Below are 18,016 nucleotides of genomic sequence, written 5' to 3'. Positions count from 1 at the left end.
AAACTCTACTTTGTACTATTTCCTTCTTCTTGACTCAAATTTCTATGTAAACTGCAATGGGGTCAATCACATACTCATTGGGCAACTTGCCAGTAAATGTCCCTTCAAGCTTCGTCAAAGCTGATACGAAGTTCATCATTGCCTGTTTTAGTACAACATTATCTTCATCTAACGCTCTGCGTGAGTTTAATTTGGCTGTCTCACCCTGAGTTTGAACTGGAATACCAAAGATAGTAAAGCGTCTTTCTGTCTCTCTAGAATATTTTTTAATAAGTATATCTTCCTTCTCTTGAAGCATCTCACGTTTTAATATTGCGCTAAACAGATAATCGTTTTTTTCGTTGACTATAGGTATCTGTGCTTCAAATTGCCCCTCATATCCATAGTCTAATAAGTAACCCATATTTGCTAGATTATCTGGATCTAAATATAAACCTTCCTTCTCTATTTGTTCCTTAAAATTTATTATGCCGTCTAAGCGAGAAATAGCAGCTGCTCTTTTATTTCTATCGACAATCTTGTTAGCCTTATCTTTTGTTTCTTTGTAGGTCTTCACTAAGTCCTTACCTTGGGTAACATACCATACAGCATATCCAAATTCGTTGAAATTATTTAAAGAGTGTATCACCTTTTTAATATCGTTAAAGAGTACCCTTCCCGTCACTCTAACAAAACCTTTGTCATTGATCGAGCCAATAGTTTCCGAAATATTTTCTTCTGTAATATCTAATACTCTATCTGCCTGTATAAGAGCATCTTCAAATAGATTATATGCGTAATCATGCAGAAATCTTTTTTCTGTAGTTCCAGACGATTCTTCTATAATATCAGCAAGAACTTTTCCACTACCCCACTCTCTACCTTTTTGCCTTTCAGTCTCCTGATTCGAACTTTGCTTTGATTTTAAGACGTAATCAGTCAAGCCTTCAAAAATTTGAGAAGAAATTGAATACATTTTTTCAGTATCCAAATAATGAAAAGACTTAATCTTTTTGGTTGCGTTGTTTTCGCTTTTCGATGAATTCATCATAATTCCTACGCCTGTTTTGTCTTAAATTTTGTATGGTAAAGAATAGCATTGCACCCCCAACAATAGTGGTTGATAATATGACAAATGCATTGATAAGATCAATCATTTTGTTGAGTATTTTGTCCGTTATAGATAGAATAACTAAACCCAAGTGATAATAAACTCAGAATAGCCGAGCATATTTTTATATTACTTTTATCTAAAAAACTATCTTTCTGCATGTCTGCCACATACGCTATTCCAAGAAAAACAGCAAATAAGACAATAGCGACTATAGATATACCTTTATAATTAAATTTTGACTGTTGACTCATTTCATTATCATCCTCTAACTCATTTATATTAGTAATATTCAATACAAGCCCGAATGTTATCATGTCTATTTCATTAATGATATAGTCAGCTTGTACTCGTTTACTAATAACATATAGTAGCAATCTAATCAGGAAGGGTAAGGCCCCTACTACCACGGTATAAATCAACCATTTCGATTTTCTCACTTATTCCCGAATCAAATTTTGTATTTTAGAAACCTTTAATTACAAAGCCCGTAGCCATTATATTCTCCCCTTTACACAATGCGAATGCCGTATTGGTGCCAGCGATTGGTCAATGTAAGCCAAATAGTAGATGTTAGCGATTCCTCGTTTATCCTCACCGACTCGTATATGTTTCGCAAGCGACATAACTCTATAAAACGTCCAGGAGCGTTCAGAGTCGGAGCAATGTAAATGTAAGCTTATTGTGGCTTTTGACTTGATCCCAACAAAGACCAACATTTTGTCGATGGGGTTCTTCTTTTCGTAGAGCAGTACAGCCACTTTCCCCATCCCTCGGCTTTCGGCGAAAACCTTTTGGAACGTCCACCGATACGAATGCGAGTGCGAGCCGCTTTCAAACCTACGTTCGTATCCTCAACGATCTTTATTTAATAACGAAACATTATATTCTCAATATCTACACTTTCCACTCCTTTTTCATGGGGCGGCTCAGCAGTTTGTTGGCGGCTTTGTCGCCGATGAAGTGCTCTTTGACGGGGTCCCAGCGGAGGGGGCGCTGGAGTTGGTAAGCGATGTTGCCGATGGTACAGACGCTGGCGGTACGGTGGCCTACTTCGACGTCGCAGATGGGGGGTTTGCGGGTCTGGATGGCCGTCAGAAAATCCTGATAATGATTGGTGCTGGTCTGGAAGGTGTAGTCTTCCGGTTTGAACACGCGGCTTGCCAGCTCGGCGGGGGTTGTCTGTAGATCCCCCCGGCCAACGTGTACCGTGCCCGTCGTGCCGATAAAGCGACAGTAGTTTTTGCCCGCCACCGGCTGATGCACCATTTCGACGCCGTTGGCATAGCGGTAGATCAATCCTTCGTTTTTGTTACCGCCGGGCGGAATCAATTCGGTCGGGCCGCTCCGGTCCATGTCGAGTCCCCACTGGGCGATGTCGAACATATGCGCACCCCAGTCGGTCATGCCGCCCCCGCCAAACTCGCGGTAGTCGCGCCATTTCGCCCAGAACGATGCGTCCGGTGCCGGTGCCAGCCCGTTGTTGTACGGTCGTTCGATCTCGTTGGGTCCCATCCAGAAAGCCCAGTCGAGTCCGGCGGGCGGTGTTTCGGCTTGTAAGTCCCAGTCTTTGGGCGGTCCGCCGACGCTTATGTCAATCCGTTTAACCGGTCCGATAGCTCCGCTGCGCACCAGTTGCACGGCCTGCGTAAACTCCTTCCATGACCGTTGCATACTGCCCGTCTGAAACACGCGCTTGTGTTTGCGGGTAGCGTCGACCATCGCCCGGCCTTCGGGAATCGTCAGCGATAGCGGCTTCTCGCAGTAGATGTCTTTCCCTGCTTCGGCCGCCCGCACCGCCATGGCCGCATGCCAGTGGTCGGGCGTGGCAATCACCACAGCGTCAATGTCTTTCCGGTTCAGCAGCTCGCGAAAATCGGGGTAGGCGTCGGTTGCTTTGTAGGCGGTTTCGCCCAGTTGCTGTGCGTACCGCTCATTGTTCGTTTTGACAAAGCTGTCCAGCTTACTGGCATACACGTCGCTCCCCGCCACGACCTGCGTCAGCGGGTTCTGCTGGAAGTTTTTGTGTAAGCCTACGCTCTGTTTGCCGCAGCCGATGAAGCCCAGCGTGATCTTGTCGCTGGGAGCCAGAAAACCGGGCCCGCCCAGTACCCGGCGCGGTACGATAAAGAACGACGAAACAACAGCGCCTGCTTTCAGGAAATCACGGCGATTGAGCGATCCGGCCATAGTCTGTGTGTCAGCAATTTCAGCTGAAAGCACCCCTGCTGATTAAACTTACTCAGCCGTCCGCAACTTTCCGTCTTCGCTGGTGTGTAGCCTGGACCTCCAGGTCCGGGTGGACGCGAAGCGGACGACAAGCTGCCGCCTACATAAGTTGCCCTGACGGGCACCAGACGTGGACGTCTGGGCTACATAGGTCGATGGCAGCGTAATCGAGTTTTAGTTCGGCGTTGTCAAAACGTCACTTCGTGGGTCAGGTAGGTGGCCTGCTTGTCGCCGTTGATGCGGACGGTGGCCGTCAGGGGTTTCCGGTTCCACCTGCTTATGAACGCGCATTAGAACACTACTGGAGTCTTACCCAGTCCAAATGGAGCTACGCTACGTTTCTCGACACTATTCGTAGTGACCGTGACAGGAGAAAATGTATATTCGCTCGTCTGTGACCCGGTACACTAGTCGGTGTTCCAGATTTATTCGCCTTGACCAGTATCCTTTAAGGTTACCTTTCAGCCCTTCTGGTTTGCCAATGCCCTCAAACGGCGTGCGGGTTCATGTCTCGATTAGATCGAGTATTTTCTTTGCCATCTTACTGTCGACCTGTAACCACTCTTTCAACTCATCGAATGCTTCCGGGGAAAACTCAACGTTACGCGGCATTAGCAACGAAGTTTGTTAGCTGATCGCCAGACAGGGTTATTCCTTCGCTACGCGAGATGGCAATTTCGCCAGCCAGAATTTTAGCTTCCAGGCGGGTTACTTCGCCGTCTCTGATCTTGGTCAGTACGCTTTTGTAAGGGTTGAGACGGACATACGTGTTAGAGAGCCCTTGTAAAACTACTATGGGCATAAGGCTTAAAAGGCTAGGACTTTGTTTGTTTAAAGCCTCTGTCTGTTCTGCTGCTCCCAACACAATTAGCAGTGCATTAGCTTCCTCACTTGACATCTCGCCCCAAGATATGTTGAAATCATCCTCTGCCATCTCTCCATATGCTTGTACAGATGCAGGAGAGTAGAGCCACCTAAGTATCGTGGCCATATCGTTCTGCCCTTGCAAAAGTGGACGTGGTAGTTTCATAATAGTGCCGTTTATAGGCTAACGATGTGAAGATTTAAAGCGTTCTTGTCATCCACATTGGCCCCTGTGCCAAATATTACGAATAATCACTGCAGAGAAAATGTTACTGCTAGCGAATAGGAACATTAGTGCTGGATTCTATAAGGCCGAACGATGAGTAGGATCACTTGCTCATGAGCAACGGTGGTATTAATCAACCGCTTTGGCGTCGTTAAAACGTTACCTCGTGGGTCAGGAAGGTGGCCTGGTTATCGCCGTTGATACGGACGGTGGCCGTCAGGGGTTTCTGATTCCAGTTGATGGTAATCAAGCCGTAGTTGAGTTCGGTGATCTTCGCGCCGACGCGGTGGCGGTTGGGTTCTTCGTACGGTTTCGACACGTGCGTCAGGCCGCTGCTGGTGATGTCATACAGGTCGTAGGGCAGGCCGGGAATGCGTTTCTTGGCGATCTCGGCGATGTGCCGGTCGCCACTGATGAGCATGGCCCCTTTCGGCTTGGTCTTACCCAGCAGATCGAACAGTCGCTGTTGCGCGGTCGGAAAATTGGCCCACTTCTCGTACGGATGTTCGTCGGTCAGAAACTGAATGCCGCAGCCAATAATGTGGACGTCGGCGTCGGAGTTGGTCAGTTGTTTTTCCAGCCACTGCCACTGCGTTTCGCCCAGCATGTCGCCCGATGAATCGGGAACGTTATTTTTACCGTCTTTCTTCAGCGGATCGCGAAAGTAGCGGCCGTCGAGCAGAATTACCTTCACGCGCTTGCCGGCCGGTCCGAACGTCTGCGCCGAATAAGCCCCCTCCTGCGTCCGCCGGGGATCGTTGGCGGGCACGTCCAGGAAGTCGAGTAGCAGTTGCTGACTCTCGCGCCGACGCGGGTACTCCTTCCCCCCATCGTTGACGCCATAGTCGTGATCGTCCCACACACCCAGCACCGTGGCCGACTGCCGAAGCTGCTGGTAAACCGGGTTACTTTTCTGAAGCGCATACTTGGCCCGCAGCGTGTCCATGCTTTCCGAATCACCGTAGATATTGTCGCCGAGCCAGATCCAGAGGTTGGGGTGCTGCGCGACAACGTCGTCCCATAGGGGCTGGGGCAGACTTTGCTTGCTACAGGAGCCGAACGCGATTGTCTGCACAACAGCCGGTTGGGGGTTGACCTGCGCCGTTTTCGGCTGGTTCGAGCGGCAGGCAACAAACAGGGTACAGCTGAAAAGGGGCAGGGCAGTTAGTAGTCGAAAACGTACCATCGAAACGTCGTAGATTGAGATTCAGGGTACAAGTTTAGGCGGTCGGCGGATTCGGTCGGTCAACTTCACGATTTGATAACAGCGACCTGTTGACCGGCAGGCCACCCTGGTTACGCAGTCCACAAGCGGCTCATTTGGCGAGCTGGCGGCAACGGTTTCGGCAGATCGTTACGTAGGTTATCCCGCACCCGGAAAAGCGCCCCAGCGTCGGATCACCTGCCCGGACACTACGGAGTACTGTCCTCTAATTCTATATAATTTCACTTCCTTACCTTAAGCGCAAAAACAAAATCATCATACTGAAAGACAGCCACTTGCATATTAAAATTGATTAATGCGTCATTAATACACTATTAACCAGTTTATAAATTTTATTAAAAAAAGACGAGTAAAACCATCCTTGTGTCCTTCTCTGTATGAAAATAAGCATAGATGCGTAGTCAGTACATTAAGAACCTCTACCAACCAGTCCACTTAATTTTATGAAAAAACTAGTACCTAGCCGGCATACGCCGGGCTGGCTTACGGGGCAATTCTTACTAGCCTGCTTCCTGATGGCGGGTGAACAGACGCCTGCGTTTGCGCATGGCACAACAGCCGATTTCTCCGTACCGGGTCTGTTCGCAACGGCGAAAGCGGATCGTACGATCACGGGCCGGGTTGTCGACGACAAAAACGAGTCGATTCCGGGCGTAAGCGTCGTCATCAAAGGCACCCAGCGCGGTACGGTTACCAACGCCGACGGCACCTACAAGCTGGACGTTCCCGAGGGTAACGCGCAACTGGTCTTCTCATACGTGGGCTATCTGTCGCAGGACATCGCCGTCGGAAATCAGACGACCATCAACGTTACCCTGAAATCGGACAACAAGGTACTCGACGAAATCGTCGTTATCGGGTACGGTACGGCGCGTAAATCCGACCTGACGGGGGCCGTTTCGGGTATCAAGGAAGCCGAACTGATGGAGCGTCCAGCCCCATCGCTTAATCAGCAGTTGTCGGGTCGGTTGCCGGGCGTACAGGTAAACACCAACTCCGGGCGTCCGGGTGGTCGTACCACCGTTCGTATCCGGGGTTTTAGTTCGATCAACTCGTCGAACAACCCACTTTACGTGGTCGATGGTGTCATGCTGCCGCAAAGCACGGGCGATCAGTTCAGCAACCCGATTGACTACATCAACCCCAACGACATTACCAACGTTGAAGTCCTGAAAGACGCGTCGTCGACGGCTATCTACGGCGCGCGGGGTGCCAACGGGGTTATCCTGATTACGACCCGTAAAGGAAAAGCGGGCGAAAGCCGGGTTACCTACGACGGTCAGTTCAGCGTCAACACCATCGGGCCCAACAAGCCGAAAGTGCTGAACGCCCGTGAGTATCTGGCGGTGGAAGACCTGGCCTACGCGAACATATCGAAATTCGACCCCACGGGCTGGGCGGCCGGCAAGTACGCCAACCTCGACCCGGTGGCCCGGCGCAAAACGTTCAGTGCCGCCCACCCCGGCGTTTTCGACGCGAACCTGAATCCACTCTACGACACCGACTGGTTCAAGGAGTCGGCGCAGAACAAGCTGTCGCAAAACCACCAGTTGGGCTTTAGTGGCGGTAACGAACGGACGCAGTACTCGATCTCGCTCAACTACCGCGACGATCAGGGCTTGATCAAGACCTCGTACATGAAGCGATACTCAGGGCGCTTTACCCTCGACGATCAGGTGAAGAGCTGGCTGAAAGTCGGCGGTACGCTGAACTACAACTACCAGACCGAAAACCTGGTCGACGTCAATGACGCGGTAGCCCGGCAGATCGTGGAAGACTTCCCTTTCCTGCCCGTTCGCTATCCGGACACCGGCATTTTCGCCGAAAACCGCGACTACCCGCAGGCCGAAGGAACGATGAGTTCGGTTCACCGCCTGATGGATCGCCGGTACATCCAGAACACGCAGACGACGCTGGGTAGCCTGTACGCCAACATCACGTTGGCGAAGGGCCTGGAATTCCGCTCGGTCCTCGGTGCAAACATCCAGACGCAGGAGATCAACCAGTCGCAGACCCGTACGCTGAACATCGGTGGCAACGGGAACGCGTCGGGTAATAACAACCGCACGAACTTCTGGTCGTCGGAAAACTACCTGACCTACAACCGGCAGTTCGGACCGGATCACTCGTTCACGGGTCTGTTGGGTCTTTCCTGGCAGGAAACCACCCGGTTTGGAATCGGCGCATCGGTTAGCGGATTTGCCACCGACTACTTTGGCTTCAACAACCTGGGCGCGGGCGCTACCAACCCACAGGTATCGTCGTACGCGGATCGGTTTGCCTTCAACTCGTACTTCGGACGGATCAACTACGGCTACAAGAATCGCTACCTGTTTACCGCTACCGGTCGGGCCGACGGTTCATCTAAATTCGGGGAAAACAACAAGTTTGCGTTCTTCCCGTCGGCAGCACTCGCCTGGCGCGTATCGGAAGAGGACTTCCTGAAAGGCAACAACGTTATCTCGAACCTGAAACTGCGCACCAGCTACGGGCTGACGGGTAACTCCGAAATTCCGCCGTACTCGTCGCTGTCGCTGCTAAACTCGAACTACGCTACCATCTACGGCGACACACGGGCGGGCGGTACCGGCATTGATCGACTGGCAAACCCGGATCTGCGCTGGGAAAAAACGGCGCAGACCGACGTAGGGCTTGAACTGGGTTTGTTCAAAGGACGCGTAAACATCGAAGCCGACTATTACTACCGTCTGACGACCGACATGCTGCTCGACGCACCGGTACCTCGTTCGAGCGGTTACGCAACGATCCGTCGTAACGTTGGTTCAATGCAGAACCAGGGCTTTGAGTTCTCGGTGAATACGACCAACGTCAGCCGGGGTCAGTTTAGCTGGAACACAACGTTCAACATCTCGTTCAACCGCAACAAGGTGCTGTCGCTGGCAACGCCGTCGGATATCTTCAACGTCGGTGGTCCTAACTTCACCAACCCAACCAACGTCATCCGGGTGGGCGAACCAGTCGGTTCGTTCTGGGGCCTGACCCGTCTGGGTACCTGGAGTGAGGCTGAGCGCGACGAAGCCGCCCGCTATACCAGCTACCGGAACGGTCTGACGATTCTGCCCGGTGACATCAAGTACCTCGACGTGAACGGCGACCGCGCCATCACCGACGCCGACCGCAGCATCATCGGTAACGGTAGCCCGAAAGGCTGGGGTGCGCTGACCAATAATTTCCGCTTCGGCAACTTCGACGCTACGCTTGAATTGCAGTACATGTTTGGCAACCAGGTTATGCTGATGAACCTGCACGCCAGTGAAGACCGGCAGGCGCTGGCCAACAGCTACAGCTCAGTGCTGACGGCCTGGACGCCAGAGAACCAGAACACGCCGATTGCCCAGATTCGGGATACGCGGGCGGGCTACGTGACCAATGTAGACAGCCACTGGATCAAGAATGGCTCGTTCCTGCGCGGTCGTAACCTGCTGTTTGGCTACACCTTCCCGGCAGCAGTCACCAACCGCCTGAAGATGAACCGGCTCCGGCTGTACGCGTCGGCGCAGAACTTCTTCCTGCTGCTCGAAGATCCGATCGTTGGCGACCCGGAAGTTACGCCGACCAACCAGGGTACCGGCAACAGTGCTTTCTCGCAAGGCATGATCTGGCACAACTATCCAAAGCCAACCACCTACCTGCTGGGTCTGCAAATTGGCCTGTAATGTCGTAAGACACTCAAACACCTGCATCTCATTGTATGGCACATACCACAATAAAACATATTGGCCGAGCAGTCCTGTTTGGCTTTGCCCTGACGAGCTTCGTCGGCTGTAAGACGTTTCTGGAAGAGCAAGCTCCCTCGAACCTGAGCCCTAATAATTTTTACACAATCCCTGACCATGCCGAAGCGGGTATTGCCGCTACTTATTCGGGGCTGCGATTTATGGGCGGTGATGCTGGAATCTTCTCCACCAACTGGCAGTTGCTGGAAGCACTGACCGGTACGTCAACCACCGAGACGGCGCAGAACTCCGATCTGAACAACCTGTACGGGCTGGTTCACGACGGCAACACCGTTCACGTAGTCAACTATTGGAATGGCCTGTACCGACTCATTGCCAACGCCAATCTGGTCATCGCCCGCGTACCGGGAATTCCGCAGATGGATGCTGCACAGCGGACCAAGATCCTGGGGGAAGCGCGCTTCCTGCGGGCATCGGCCTACTTCACCGCCGTTCGGCTCTGGGGCGATATTCCACTGATTACACAGCCGCAATCGGCCGTATCAGCGGATTTTATGCCGGTACGCACGTCGCAGGAAGACGTCTACAAACTGATCGTTGAGGATCTGACAGCGGCTGAAGCCGCCGGGCTGGCCTGGACCGACGTTAGCGGGCGGGCGAATCTGGCTGCGGTCAAGACGCAGTTATCGAAAGTGTACCTGACGATGGCTGGTTTTCCGCTCAGCAAAGGGGCGTCGTACTACAAACTGGCCGCCGACAAAGCGCTGGAAGTAATCACCTACGCCAACGCAAACCCCTCGTCGATCAACCTGTTTTCGACCTACGACGACGTACACCGGGAAAGCAACAAAAACCGGCTGGAACACCTGTTTATGATCCAGTACAACACGTCAGTTGCCGGTAACCCGATGGACAATTTCTACCCCAACTTCAAACCGGTGACCTACAACGGCCCCGGTGGAACGGGTAGTTCGGTTCCGACGGGTTCGTTCTACAACTCGTACGAAAGTGGCGATTTGCGGGCCAAAGACCAGGTGGGTTATTTCTACACGACCTACTACACCAATGGCAACGGTGCGCAGTTCAGCCTGGGCGCTCCCTACGTGTTCAAGCACTTCAACCGGACTGCCAACGGTACATCGGGTGTGGCGGGTACCCGTCAGAACAACCTGAACGTGCCGCAGATTCGCTTTGCCGAGACGCTGCTGATCTACGCCGAAGCACAGAACGAAGTGGGCGGCCCCAATCAGGCGGCTTACGACGCCATGAAGCGGATTCGTGACCGGGCCGCGCTGACAACGCCCGCGCTGGGCAGCTTTACGCAGGCGACCTTCCGCGACGCGGTGCTGCGGGAGCGCTGGCACGAGCTATGCTATGAGCAACTCACCTGGTTCGACATGGTCCGGCTGCGGAAAGTCTACAACGACAAAACCAACGGCTTCGACAACTTCGTCGGCCACATCAACCCAAGCTCCAATCAGGCCCTTCAGGAGAAGCACCTGCTGCTGCCCATTCCTCGGCAGGAGTTGCTGAACAACCCGAACCTGAAAACGCAGAACCCTGGGTATCCGGGCGTATAGTGATTTGAATTGTTGAGTGACTGAGTGACTGAGTGATTGAATGGGCTGACGCGAGTCACCCGCTCAATCACTCTTTTTTTAATGATTGAGTGATTGAATGATTGAGTGTCAGCCTAGTCAATCATTCAATCATTCAATCACTCAATCACTCAATCCCTTCCGGTAGGCGCTTGGCGTTTGGCCGGTCGATTCACGGAAGGTCTTGTTGAAATGCGACAGGTTTGAAAAGCCGACGGTTGCCCCTACGTCGGAAATGGTACGGGCTGAATGCAGAAGCCGCTGCGCCTGACTGACCCGGTATTCATTGACGAAGTCCGTAAATGTCAGGTGCGTCATGCGTTTGAAATAACGGCTGAAGGCCGGCACGGTCAGGTTAGCCATATCGGCAACGGTGCGAATGTCGATGGGCTCAGTATAATGGCTCTCGACGTATAAGCATATCCGATCGATACGCGCCTGCTCTTTCGGGTTTAGTTCAAACCGCACCCCGTCGGCATGCAGCGGTACACTGTCAACAGCGGTAGCCATAATCTGTAATACCTGTAGTAGGGTAAGCATTCGCTCAAACGGCGTTTGCGTGGACAAGTGCATCATCCGTTCGGTCACGGCCAGCCGAGTGGTGGCCCCGAACAGCAAACCAGTATGCGACCGCTCGAATAGCCGGCGTATGGCTGTCAGCTCCGGGCGGTTCAGAAACGGCTCCCCCAGGAAGTCGGCCCGCAGCTGCACCACAACTTCCTCAAACGCATCGCCGACGTGCCCGTAACTGAAATTCAGGTGCGGGAGGTTAGGCCCGATAAAGACCAGATCGCCCCCGTCGTAGTGGCCGATGCTATTCCCGATATGCCGCCGGCCCTGCCCGGTCGGGACAAACACGATCTCATACTCAGGGTGATGGTGCCAGAACACCCGGCACGGCTCGGCTTCTTTGGCGTGCAACACCCGAAACGAACTGCCGGCACCGGGCTCGATGCGCTCAAACTGGAGTTTCATGAATCACAGACTACGATACAGCTTCTCTGGGTAGAAGACAATTTTTATGTACTTTACCTCACTTTCAGCAGACGTGTCGCCATCAAGATCATGCACACGATTGCATACGATTCCCATCGCACCGACTCGCTTTACCGCTGGGTAAGTACTAGGTAAAAATACATAAACTCCCTATAAACAGACTTATATTTGGCTGTACCATAACCCGTATCCTGGCAGTCCCAACTCTTCAATGAACGATACGTTCGATTTATTTGCCCAGTCACCAGAACGGCTCGATGCAAATGTAGTATTCCAGGCGGCTGGATTAGGGTTCTGGGAATTCGATCCGGCCACCAGTATGATCACCTGGGATGATCGTACTGGTCGCTTGTTTGGCCTGACCCGCGAGAATCAACTGCCTTACGCCCGATTCATCGCCCATATTCACTCCGACGATGTTGATCGGGTACACACAGCTATTCAGCAGGCCCTGAACACCCATCATGGTGAGGGTTCATTCGACCAGACGTACCGCACGATCGGTGAGCGCGAAACACGCTCGCGCCGGATTCGATTTATGGGGCGAAGCAGCGTCGATGAAACCCGGCAAATCACTCGTCTGGCGGGGGTAGCCTTCAACCTGCCCGACGAAAGCCAGCCAGACACGCAGTGGCAACGAGACCCGCACGAGCCGTTTCAGCAACTGGTGGAGCAGGCCCCGGCTGCCATGGCGCTGTTCAGTGGGCCACAACTGACGGTTACCGTCGCTAACAAGCCCATGTTACGCTATTGGGACCGGACCAGCGAACAGGTACTGAATAGACCCCTGCTCGACGCTTTGCCCAGTGCCTTTGGACAGACAATCTACGAGTCAGTAAGGGCCGTGTTGACGACGGGCGAACCCGCCGTACTTAGCGAACTGGCCGTTAGCGTACCCCGGCATGAAGGCCCGGAACACCTGTATATCAGTCTATCGCTGGAGCCATTCCGCGACGCAGCCGGCACGATCACCGGTGTACTGGCCGTTGGCCACGACGTGACCGAGCTGGTAACGTCCCGCCAGCTAGTCGAAGCCAGACGTATCGAGTTGATGGCTGCCGTCGACGCAGCTGAAATCAGTATATGGTCGTTGAACGTACAGACCGAACAGTTTCGGAGCAACGACCGGATGAAAACGCTGTTTGGTATACCCAATACAGCCGAAGCCAGTATCCGCTTCTTTTTCGACCGGATTGTTGAGGAAGACCGGCAACGCATGCTGGACAGTTTCATGCACGCGCTTCAGTACGAGTCGGGTGGGCGGTGCGAAATTCAGTATAGCATCCTACACGCCGTAACGGGCCAGAAGCGCACCATCCGTTCCAGAGGGCAAACGCAGTTCGACAGCGAAGGGATAGCGCAACGCTTTAGCTGCATTGCGCAGGACATTACGGTTCGCCAGCAGGCTGAAGAAGCCCTGCGAACCAGCGAAACCCGTTTTCGTACGCTGGCGAACTCCATCGATCACCTGGCCTGGATCGCTAATGCCGACGGCAGCGTAGCCTGGTACAACCAACGCTGGTACGACTATGCCGGTACTGATTCACGACACAAAAAAGGCTGGGGCTGGCAGTACGTTTACCACCCGGACCACGTCGACCGCGTCGTCGCGTTTGTGACAAAAGCCTGGCAACAGGGTGAGCCGTTCGAGTTAACGGCTCCGATTCGTCGGCACGATGGTGTGTATCGCTGGTTTCTGATCCGGGGCTACCCCATCCGCGATGCAGAAGGAAACGTGCAGCAATGGATCGGTAGTAATACAGATATTGACGAACAGAAGCAGGTCGAAGCCAGTCTGGAAGCACAGGTGCGGGACCGTACGGCGCAGTTACAGGTGTTGGTTCAGAACCTGCAGCGATCGAACGAAAACCTCCGTCAGTTTGCCTACATCGCCAGCCACGATCTCCAGGAACCCCTGCGCAAGATTCAGCAGTTCGGCGATCTGCTTAAAAGCGAATACAACGACCAACTCGGCTCGGGTACCGCCTACCTGGACCGAATGCAGCTGGCTGCCAGCCGGATGTCGACACTGATTCGGGATTTGCTCAGCTACTCCCGCATCGCGATTCAGCCGGACTCTATTCAGCTGGTGTCGCTCCGGCAGGTCATCGACGACGCAATAGCCGACCTGAGTTTGCTGGCCGACGAAGCCGACAGCACCTTTCGGATTGAGCCACTACCAACGATCTCGGGCGATGCTTCCCAACTGGGGCAGTTGTTCCAGAACCTGTTGAGCAACGCCCTGAAATTCCACCGGCCCGGTGTACAGCCTGTCGTCACGATTACTTGTGTCACTGTACCCGCCGACGCCCTACCTGACTCGGCCAGATCGGTACGGGTAGCCGATGCCTATTACCGCATCGACGTCAGCGACAATGGCATTGGGTTCGACGAGAAGTATCTGGATCGTATTTTCCAGGTGTTTCAGCGGCTTCACACCCGAAGCGAGTATGCTGGTACGGGTATCGGGCTGGCGATCTGTAGCAAAGTCGTTGCCAACCACGGTGGTGCGATCATCGCGCGCAGTCAACCTGGTCAGGGGAGTACGTTCAGCATCTATTTCCCCAGGGACTAAATTGACGGGGGGCGCATCGTCACCCGCCCGTTTACCTGCAACCCAACGGGCGAAAACCGCAGACAGCAAGGAAACCGGCAAGGGAAAATAATCGTTTATAGACTATACACGTACTACTGAACGATATGAAAAACCTACTGGCGTTTGTCGCAGGTATTTTACTACTCACGGGCTGTGCACAGGCTCAGTCGAATGAAAGGGCACCGGCCAAATTACCCACGCCGAAACCGGGCGAAGCCGTCGCCGACTTTGCCGGTGGCTGCTTCTGGGCACTGGACGAAGGCATGGATCAGTTGAAAGGAGTCCGGGAGGTCATTTCGGGCTACGCGGGTGGCAAAACCAAAAACCCGACCTACGAAGAGGTAAGTACCGACCTGACGGGCCATGCCGAAACGGTACAGGTTTACTACGATCCCAAAGTCATTTCGTATGACAAACTGCTCGACGCTTTTTTCGCCGGTCATGACCCCACGACCTTAAACCGGCAGGGTCCTGACCGTGGCCGCGATTACCGCTCGATTGCCTTCTACCGGACGCCGGACGAGAAAAAAGCCATCGAAGCAGCAATCAAACGCGTCAACGATTCGCATCACTATACCGGTAAGGTCGTAACGGAGGTGACGCCGTTCACCGTTTTCTGGCCCGCTGAGCAGTACCACCAGAACTACTTTGCTCAGAATCCCGACCAGCCTTACATTCAAGGCGTCTCACTGCCAAAAGTTGAAAAGCTGCGGAAGGCGATGAAAGGCTACCTGAAAAATGATAGCGCATTAACCATGAACAAGTAGCCTTCGGCAACCGAAGCATCAATACAGCATCAATTACAGCCAACACATGACAAAAACAGCCGGGTACGACCGGCTATTTTTGTACCTATGAACACGACCATTTCCCTGAACGCGCACCGCAACCCGTTCATCAAAAACGTACTGACGTTTTTCTCGTCTCCGCTGGCCCTGGCGGTGGGGCTGGTCTTCGCTTCCGACAGCCTGCTTTTCGGCAGTTGGATTGCCCACATTCCGCACGTAAAAGCCAAGCTCGGCCTGTCTGACGCCCAGTTGGGGCTGGTGCTGTTCGCCATGCCGGTCGGCCTGCTGCTCATGAATCCGCTGACGGGGCGCATCATTGCCCGACTGGGGGAAGCCCGCGCCTGCCTGTGGTCGGCGGTGGGGCTGGCACTGGCCGTCTGCATCCCGATCAATGCGCCCAACGCCTACGTGCTGAGTCTGGGCCTGTTTCTGATGGGCCTGAACGCTTCGCTTATCAACGTCGCTATGAACACGGCGGCCACGAACCTCGAACGCCAGCAGAATATCGTGATTATGTCGGCCTGTCATGGCATGTGGAGCCTTGGTGGTCTGCTGGGGTCGGCCATTGCCGGGGTCGTCATTGCCCAGCACATATCGCCGTCGCTGCATGTCTTCGTTATGTCGGCGCTGATCCTAGTGCTGACGCTGGTCCTCCAACCCAAACTGGCACAGATTCCGTCGAGTAGCCGCACCGAAACCGGCGAGAAAGCAGGTTCCTCCTTCGTCAAACCAACGCTCGACCTGTGGCTGATGATTCTGATTGGTGTAGCCGTGTCGATGGGCGAAGGTGTCGCCCTCGACTGGAGCGCCGTTTACCTGCGCGAAACACTGGACGCCAGCAGTCAGGTAGCCGCATTAGGTTTCGGTTGTTTTTCCCTGACGATGACGGGACTACGCTTCGTCGGCGATGCCATCACGCCCCGCATCGGCGCGCGTCGCTGGCTACAAATCGGCGGTCTGGTCGGCGCAGCCGGACTGGCGCTGGCCATTCTGGTTCCTTACCCGGCCACGGCGCTGATCGGTTTTGCCCTGCTGGGGGTCGGCTGTTCGCTGGGTGCCCCGATTCTGTACGCGGCCGCCCTGCGCATTCCGGGGATTCCCCCCGCAGCCGGTCTGGCTACCTTCGCGTCGTTTAGCTTCGTCGGCTTTCTGGCGGGACCACCCCTTATCGGCTTCATCGCCGAAGCCGCCGGGCTCTATTACGGCTTGGGCTTCGTTGGCCTGATGATGCTTGTCTCCTCGCTGGTCGCCCGCAAGGTGAATCTATATTAGTTCACGGTTTTCGGTATACAGTTTACGGTAGTCCACTACGGTATAACTACAGTGCGTCGGACGATCATAAACCGTAAACTGAAAACTATTAAACCGTAAACCGCTATGAAAGCCGTTATTTTTGACATGGATGGCGTTATTGTCGACACCAATCCGACCCACCACACCGCCTGGCACCGTTATTTCGAGCAACACGGCAAGCCGCTCACCGATGCGGATTTTCTTCAGCATGTATCGGGTAAGCATAACTCGCAGATCGTCCGGCACCTGTTTGCCGACAAGCCGCTGACGGAGGCTGAAATTCAGCAACTGGGCGACGAGAAAGAAGCGCTGTTTCGCGATCTGTACAAGTCCGTCATTACACCCGTTCCCGGTATTCCGGCCTTTTTGAAAGCCCTCAAGGAAGCGGGTATCAAAACGGCAGTGGGCACGTCGGCACCGCTGGCTAATCTCGATTTCGTACTCGACGAACTGGACCTGCGTCCGTATTTCGACGTACTGCTTCACGAGCGTTCGATCACACATCCCAAACCCGACCCGGAGGTATACCAGAAAGCCATGTCGATGCTGGGCGTCAGCCCGGAAGAAAGCGTCATTTTTGAGGATTCGATGACGGGTATTCAGGCAGCAAAAGCGTCCGGCGCGTACGTCGTCGGCGTCGCAACCACGCAATCGCCCGACGAGTTGCGCCCGTTTGTCAACGACGTCATCCGCGACTTCACCGAGATGAACCTGTCCCGATTACAGGAAGGTGTCAGCGTTTCGTAACCCTGACCGCACTAAGGCCATCTTGACCCTTTTTTTTCACGAAAATGCACAATCCTCGTGGCGACAAGCGACGAGGATTTTTTATGCTGTCAATCCAGCGAAAGCACATGATTTTTCGGCAGACCTTCGCTTGGAACTTACTAAAAATGAGTACCTTGATACTTGGTTACACGACTTCATAAAACTCGACGCAGCATGAAAACAATCACTAAAGCTTTTACGCTGGGAATAGCCTTATTGGGTAGTCTCGGTGGGTTCGCGCAGTCGGTACCATCCGGCGCAGGTCAGCCCGACGCTCAGTTTGCGACGGTCTATTTTTACCAGAGTGCACCCCGAACCTGGATACCCATCAAGTACTGGCTATACGATCAGGGGAAGCCTGTCGGTAAGCTAAGTCAGCACAGTCACCGTCAGGTCCGATTTGTACCTGGTATGCATACCTTCACGACGAAGCTGGCCTTTCCTACGCTTAGCGCTTCATCCAGTCTCACGTTATCACTTGAAGCGGGCAGAACCTACTATATTCAGTTGGACGAAAAATTTGTCTGGCTGCCCCTCAAAACCGTACTATCGCTGACTGAAGTTGTCCCAAATCCGGTCAAATTAACCGAGATTAACAGTACGCGTGAAGACACTCCACTTGTTAGCTCGCTGGACTGAGTTTCG

13 protein-coding genes and 1 pseudogene are annotated in these 18,016 nt (G+C 53.5%); 7 read left to right on the top strand and 7 right to left on the bottom strand.

What is annotated here, in order from left to right:
• Positions 1–34: 34 nt before the first annotated feature.
• The 6 genes and pseudogenes from CLV58_RS25580 to CLV58_RS25550 all read right to left on the bottom strand — a co-directional run bounded on the left by CLV58_RS25580 (position 35) and on the right by CLV58_RS25550 (position 5,595).
• Positions 35–1,030 (bottom strand): DUF6414 family protein, encoded by a 996-nt coding sequence (locus CLV58_RS25580; protein WP_106140683.1) that lies wholly within the window; start codon positions 1,028–1,030, stop codon positions 35–37.
• A 98-nt stretch (positions 1,031–1,128) separates the two neighbouring features.
• Positions 1,129–1,407, bottom strand: a complete 279-nt coding sequence (locus CLV58_RS25575; RefSeq protein ID WP_211300905.1) for a hypothetical protein — start codon at positions 1,405–1,407, stop codon at positions 1,129–1,131.
• 580 nt (positions 1,408–1,987) lie between these two features.
• Positions 1,988–3,280: a Gfo/Idh/MocA family protein gene (locus tag CLV58_RS25565; protein WP_106140680.1), complete on the bottom strand. Its 1,293-nt coding sequence runs from the start codon at positions 3,278–3,280 to the stop codon at positions 1,988–1,990.
• 387 nt (positions 3,281–3,667) lie between these two features.
• A pseudogene (locus CLV58_RS29080) lies at positions 3,668–3,808 on the bottom strand (Txe/YoeB family addiction module toxin); the annotation flags it as partial.
• Positions 3,809–3,920: 112 nt separating this feature from the next.
• The gene (locus CLV58_RS25555) at positions 3,921–4,349 is read right to left on the bottom strand and encodes a hypothetical protein (RefSeq protein ID WP_106140679.1); all 429 of its coding nucleotides are present in this window, start codon (positions 4,347–4,349) and stop codon (positions 3,921–3,923) included.
• A gap of 211 nt (positions 4,350–4,560) precedes the next feature.
• Positions 4,561–5,595 (bottom strand): alkaline phosphatase D family protein, encoded by a 1,035-nt coding sequence (locus CLV58_RS25550; protein ID WP_106140678.1) that lies wholly within the window; start codon positions 5,593–5,595, stop codon positions 4,561–4,563.
• A gap of 482 nt (positions 5,596–6,077) precedes the next feature.
• Here CLV58_RS25550 and CLV58_RS25545 point away from each other — a divergent pair, with 482 nt between their 5' ends.
• The gene (locus tag CLV58_RS25545; protein WP_245882469.1) at positions 6,078–9,311 is read left to right on the top strand and encodes a SusC/RagA family TonB-linked outer membrane protein; all 3,234 of its coding nucleotides are present in this window, start codon (positions 6,078–6,080) and stop codon (positions 9,309–9,311) included.
• 35 nt (positions 9,312–9,346) lie between these two features.
• The gene (locus CLV58_RS25540; protein ID WP_106140677.1) at positions 9,347–10,912 is read left to right on the top strand and encodes a RagB/SusD family nutrient uptake outer membrane protein; all 1,566 of its coding nucleotides are present in this window, start codon (positions 9,347–9,349) and stop codon (positions 10,910–10,912) included.
• A gap of 141 nt (positions 10,913–11,053) precedes the next feature.
• Here the strand turns inward: CLV58_RS25540 and CLV58_RS25535 are convergent, their stop codons facing one another.
• Positions 11,054–11,905, bottom strand: a complete 852-nt coding sequence (locus CLV58_RS25535; RefSeq protein ID WP_106140676.1) for an AraC family transcriptional regulator — start codon at positions 11,903–11,905, stop codon at positions 11,054–11,056.
• A gap of 232 nt (positions 11,906–12,137) precedes the next feature.
• Between CLV58_RS25535 and CLV58_RS25530 the strand changes: the two genes are divergently transcribed.
• The 5 genes from CLV58_RS25530 to CLV58_RS25510 all read left to right on the top strand — a co-directional run bounded on the left by CLV58_RS25530 (position 12,138) and on the right by CLV58_RS25510 (position 18,010).
• Positions 12,138–14,501 (top strand): PAS domain-containing sensor histidine kinase, encoded by a 2,364-nt coding sequence (locus CLV58_RS25530; RefSeq protein ID WP_106140675.1) that lies wholly within the window; start codon positions 12,138–12,140, stop codon positions 14,499–14,501.
• A gap of 125 nt (positions 14,502–14,626) precedes the next feature.
• Positions 14,627–15,289 carry a peptide-methionine (S)-S-oxide reductase MsrA gene (msrA, locus tag CLV58_RS25525; RefSeq protein ID WP_106140674.1) on the top strand — a complete coding sequence of 221 codons (663 nt, stop codon included), beginning with the start codon at positions 14,627–14,629 and terminating at the stop codon, positions 15,287–15,289.
• An 87-nt stretch (positions 15,290–15,376) separates the two neighbouring features.
• Positions 15,377–16,582 (top strand): MFS transporter, encoded by a 1,206-nt coding sequence (locus CLV58_RS25520; RefSeq protein ID WP_106140673.1) that lies wholly within the window; start codon positions 15,377–15,379, stop codon positions 16,580–16,582.
• Between the two features lie 105 nt (positions 16,583–16,687).
• Complete coding sequence (locus CLV58_RS25515; protein ID WP_106140672.1) at positions 16,688–17,350, top strand: HAD family hydrolase; 663 nt, start codon at positions 16,688–16,690, stop codon at positions 17,348–17,350.
• Between the two features lie 195 nt (positions 17,351–17,545).
• A complete protein-coding gene (locus CLV58_RS25510; protein WP_106140671.1) occupies positions 17,546–18,010 on the top strand; it encodes a hypothetical protein in 465 nt (154 codons plus the stop codon).
• Positions 18,011–18,016: the final 6 nt, after the last annotated feature.

Source organism: Spirosoma oryzae (assembly GCF_003002825.1).
GTDB lineage: Bacteria > Bacteroidota > Bacteroidia > Cytophagales > Spirosomataceae > Spirosoma > Spirosoma oryzae.
Note: the sequence above shows the minus strand (reverse complement) of the source record. Positions and strands in the feature narration are given on the sequence as shown.

What these genes read in the sequence shown, in the direction of transcription:
- CLV58_RS25545 (WP_245882469.1), top strand. Translation starts at nt 6,078, where the DNA reads ATGAAAAAACTAGTACCTAGCCGGCATACGCCGGGCTGGCTTACGGGG.
- CLV58_RS25510 (WP_106140671.1), top strand. Translation starts at nt 17,546, where the DNA reads ATGAAAACAATCACTAAAGCTTTTACGCTGGGAATAGCCTTATTGGGT.
- CLV58_RS25530 (WP_106140675.1), top strand. Translation starts at nt 12,138, where the DNA reads ATGAACGATACGTTCGATTTATTTGCCCAGTCACCAGAACGGCTCGAT.
- CLV58_RS25540 (WP_106140677.1), top strand. Translation starts at nt 9,347, where the DNA reads ATGGCACATACCACAATAAAACATATTGGCCGAGCAGTCCTGTTTGGC.
- msrA (WP_106140674.1), top strand. Translation starts at nt 14,627, where the DNA reads ATGAAAAACCTACTGGCGTTTGTCGCAGGTATTTTACTACTCACGGGC.
- CLV58_RS25550 (WP_106140678.1), bottom strand. Translation starts at nt 5,595, where the DNA reads ATGGTACGTTTTCGACTACTAACTGCCCTGCCCCTTTTCAGCTGTACC.
- CLV58_RS25555 (WP_106140679.1), bottom strand. Translation starts at nt 4,349, where the DNA reads ATGAAACTACCACGTCCACTTTTGCAAGGGCAGAACGATATGGCCACG.
- CLV58_RS25565 (WP_106140680.1), bottom strand. Translation starts at nt 3,280, where the DNA reads ATGGCCGGATCGCTCAATCGCCGTGATTTCCTGAAAGCAGGCGCTGTT.
- CLV58_RS25535 (WP_106140676.1), bottom strand. Translation starts at nt 11,905, where the DNA reads ATGAAACTCCAGTTTGAGCGCATCGAGCCCGGTGCCGGCAGTTCGTTT.
- CLV58_RS25520 (WP_106140673.1), top strand. Translation starts at nt 15,377, where the DNA reads ATGAACACGACCATTTCCCTGAACGCGCACCGCAACCCGTTCATCAAA.
- CLV58_RS25575 (WP_211300905.1), bottom strand. Translation starts at nt 1,407, where the DNA reads ATGATAACATTCGGGCTTGTATTGAATATTACTAATATAAATGAGTTA.
- CLV58_RS25515 (WP_106140672.1), top strand. Translation starts at nt 16,688, where the DNA reads ATGAAAGCCGTTATTTTTGACATGGATGGCGTTATTGTCGACACCAAT.
- CLV58_RS25580 (WP_106140683.1), bottom strand. Translation starts at nt 1,030, where the DNA reads ATGATGAATTCATCGAAAAGCGAAAACAACGCAACCAAAAAGATTAAG.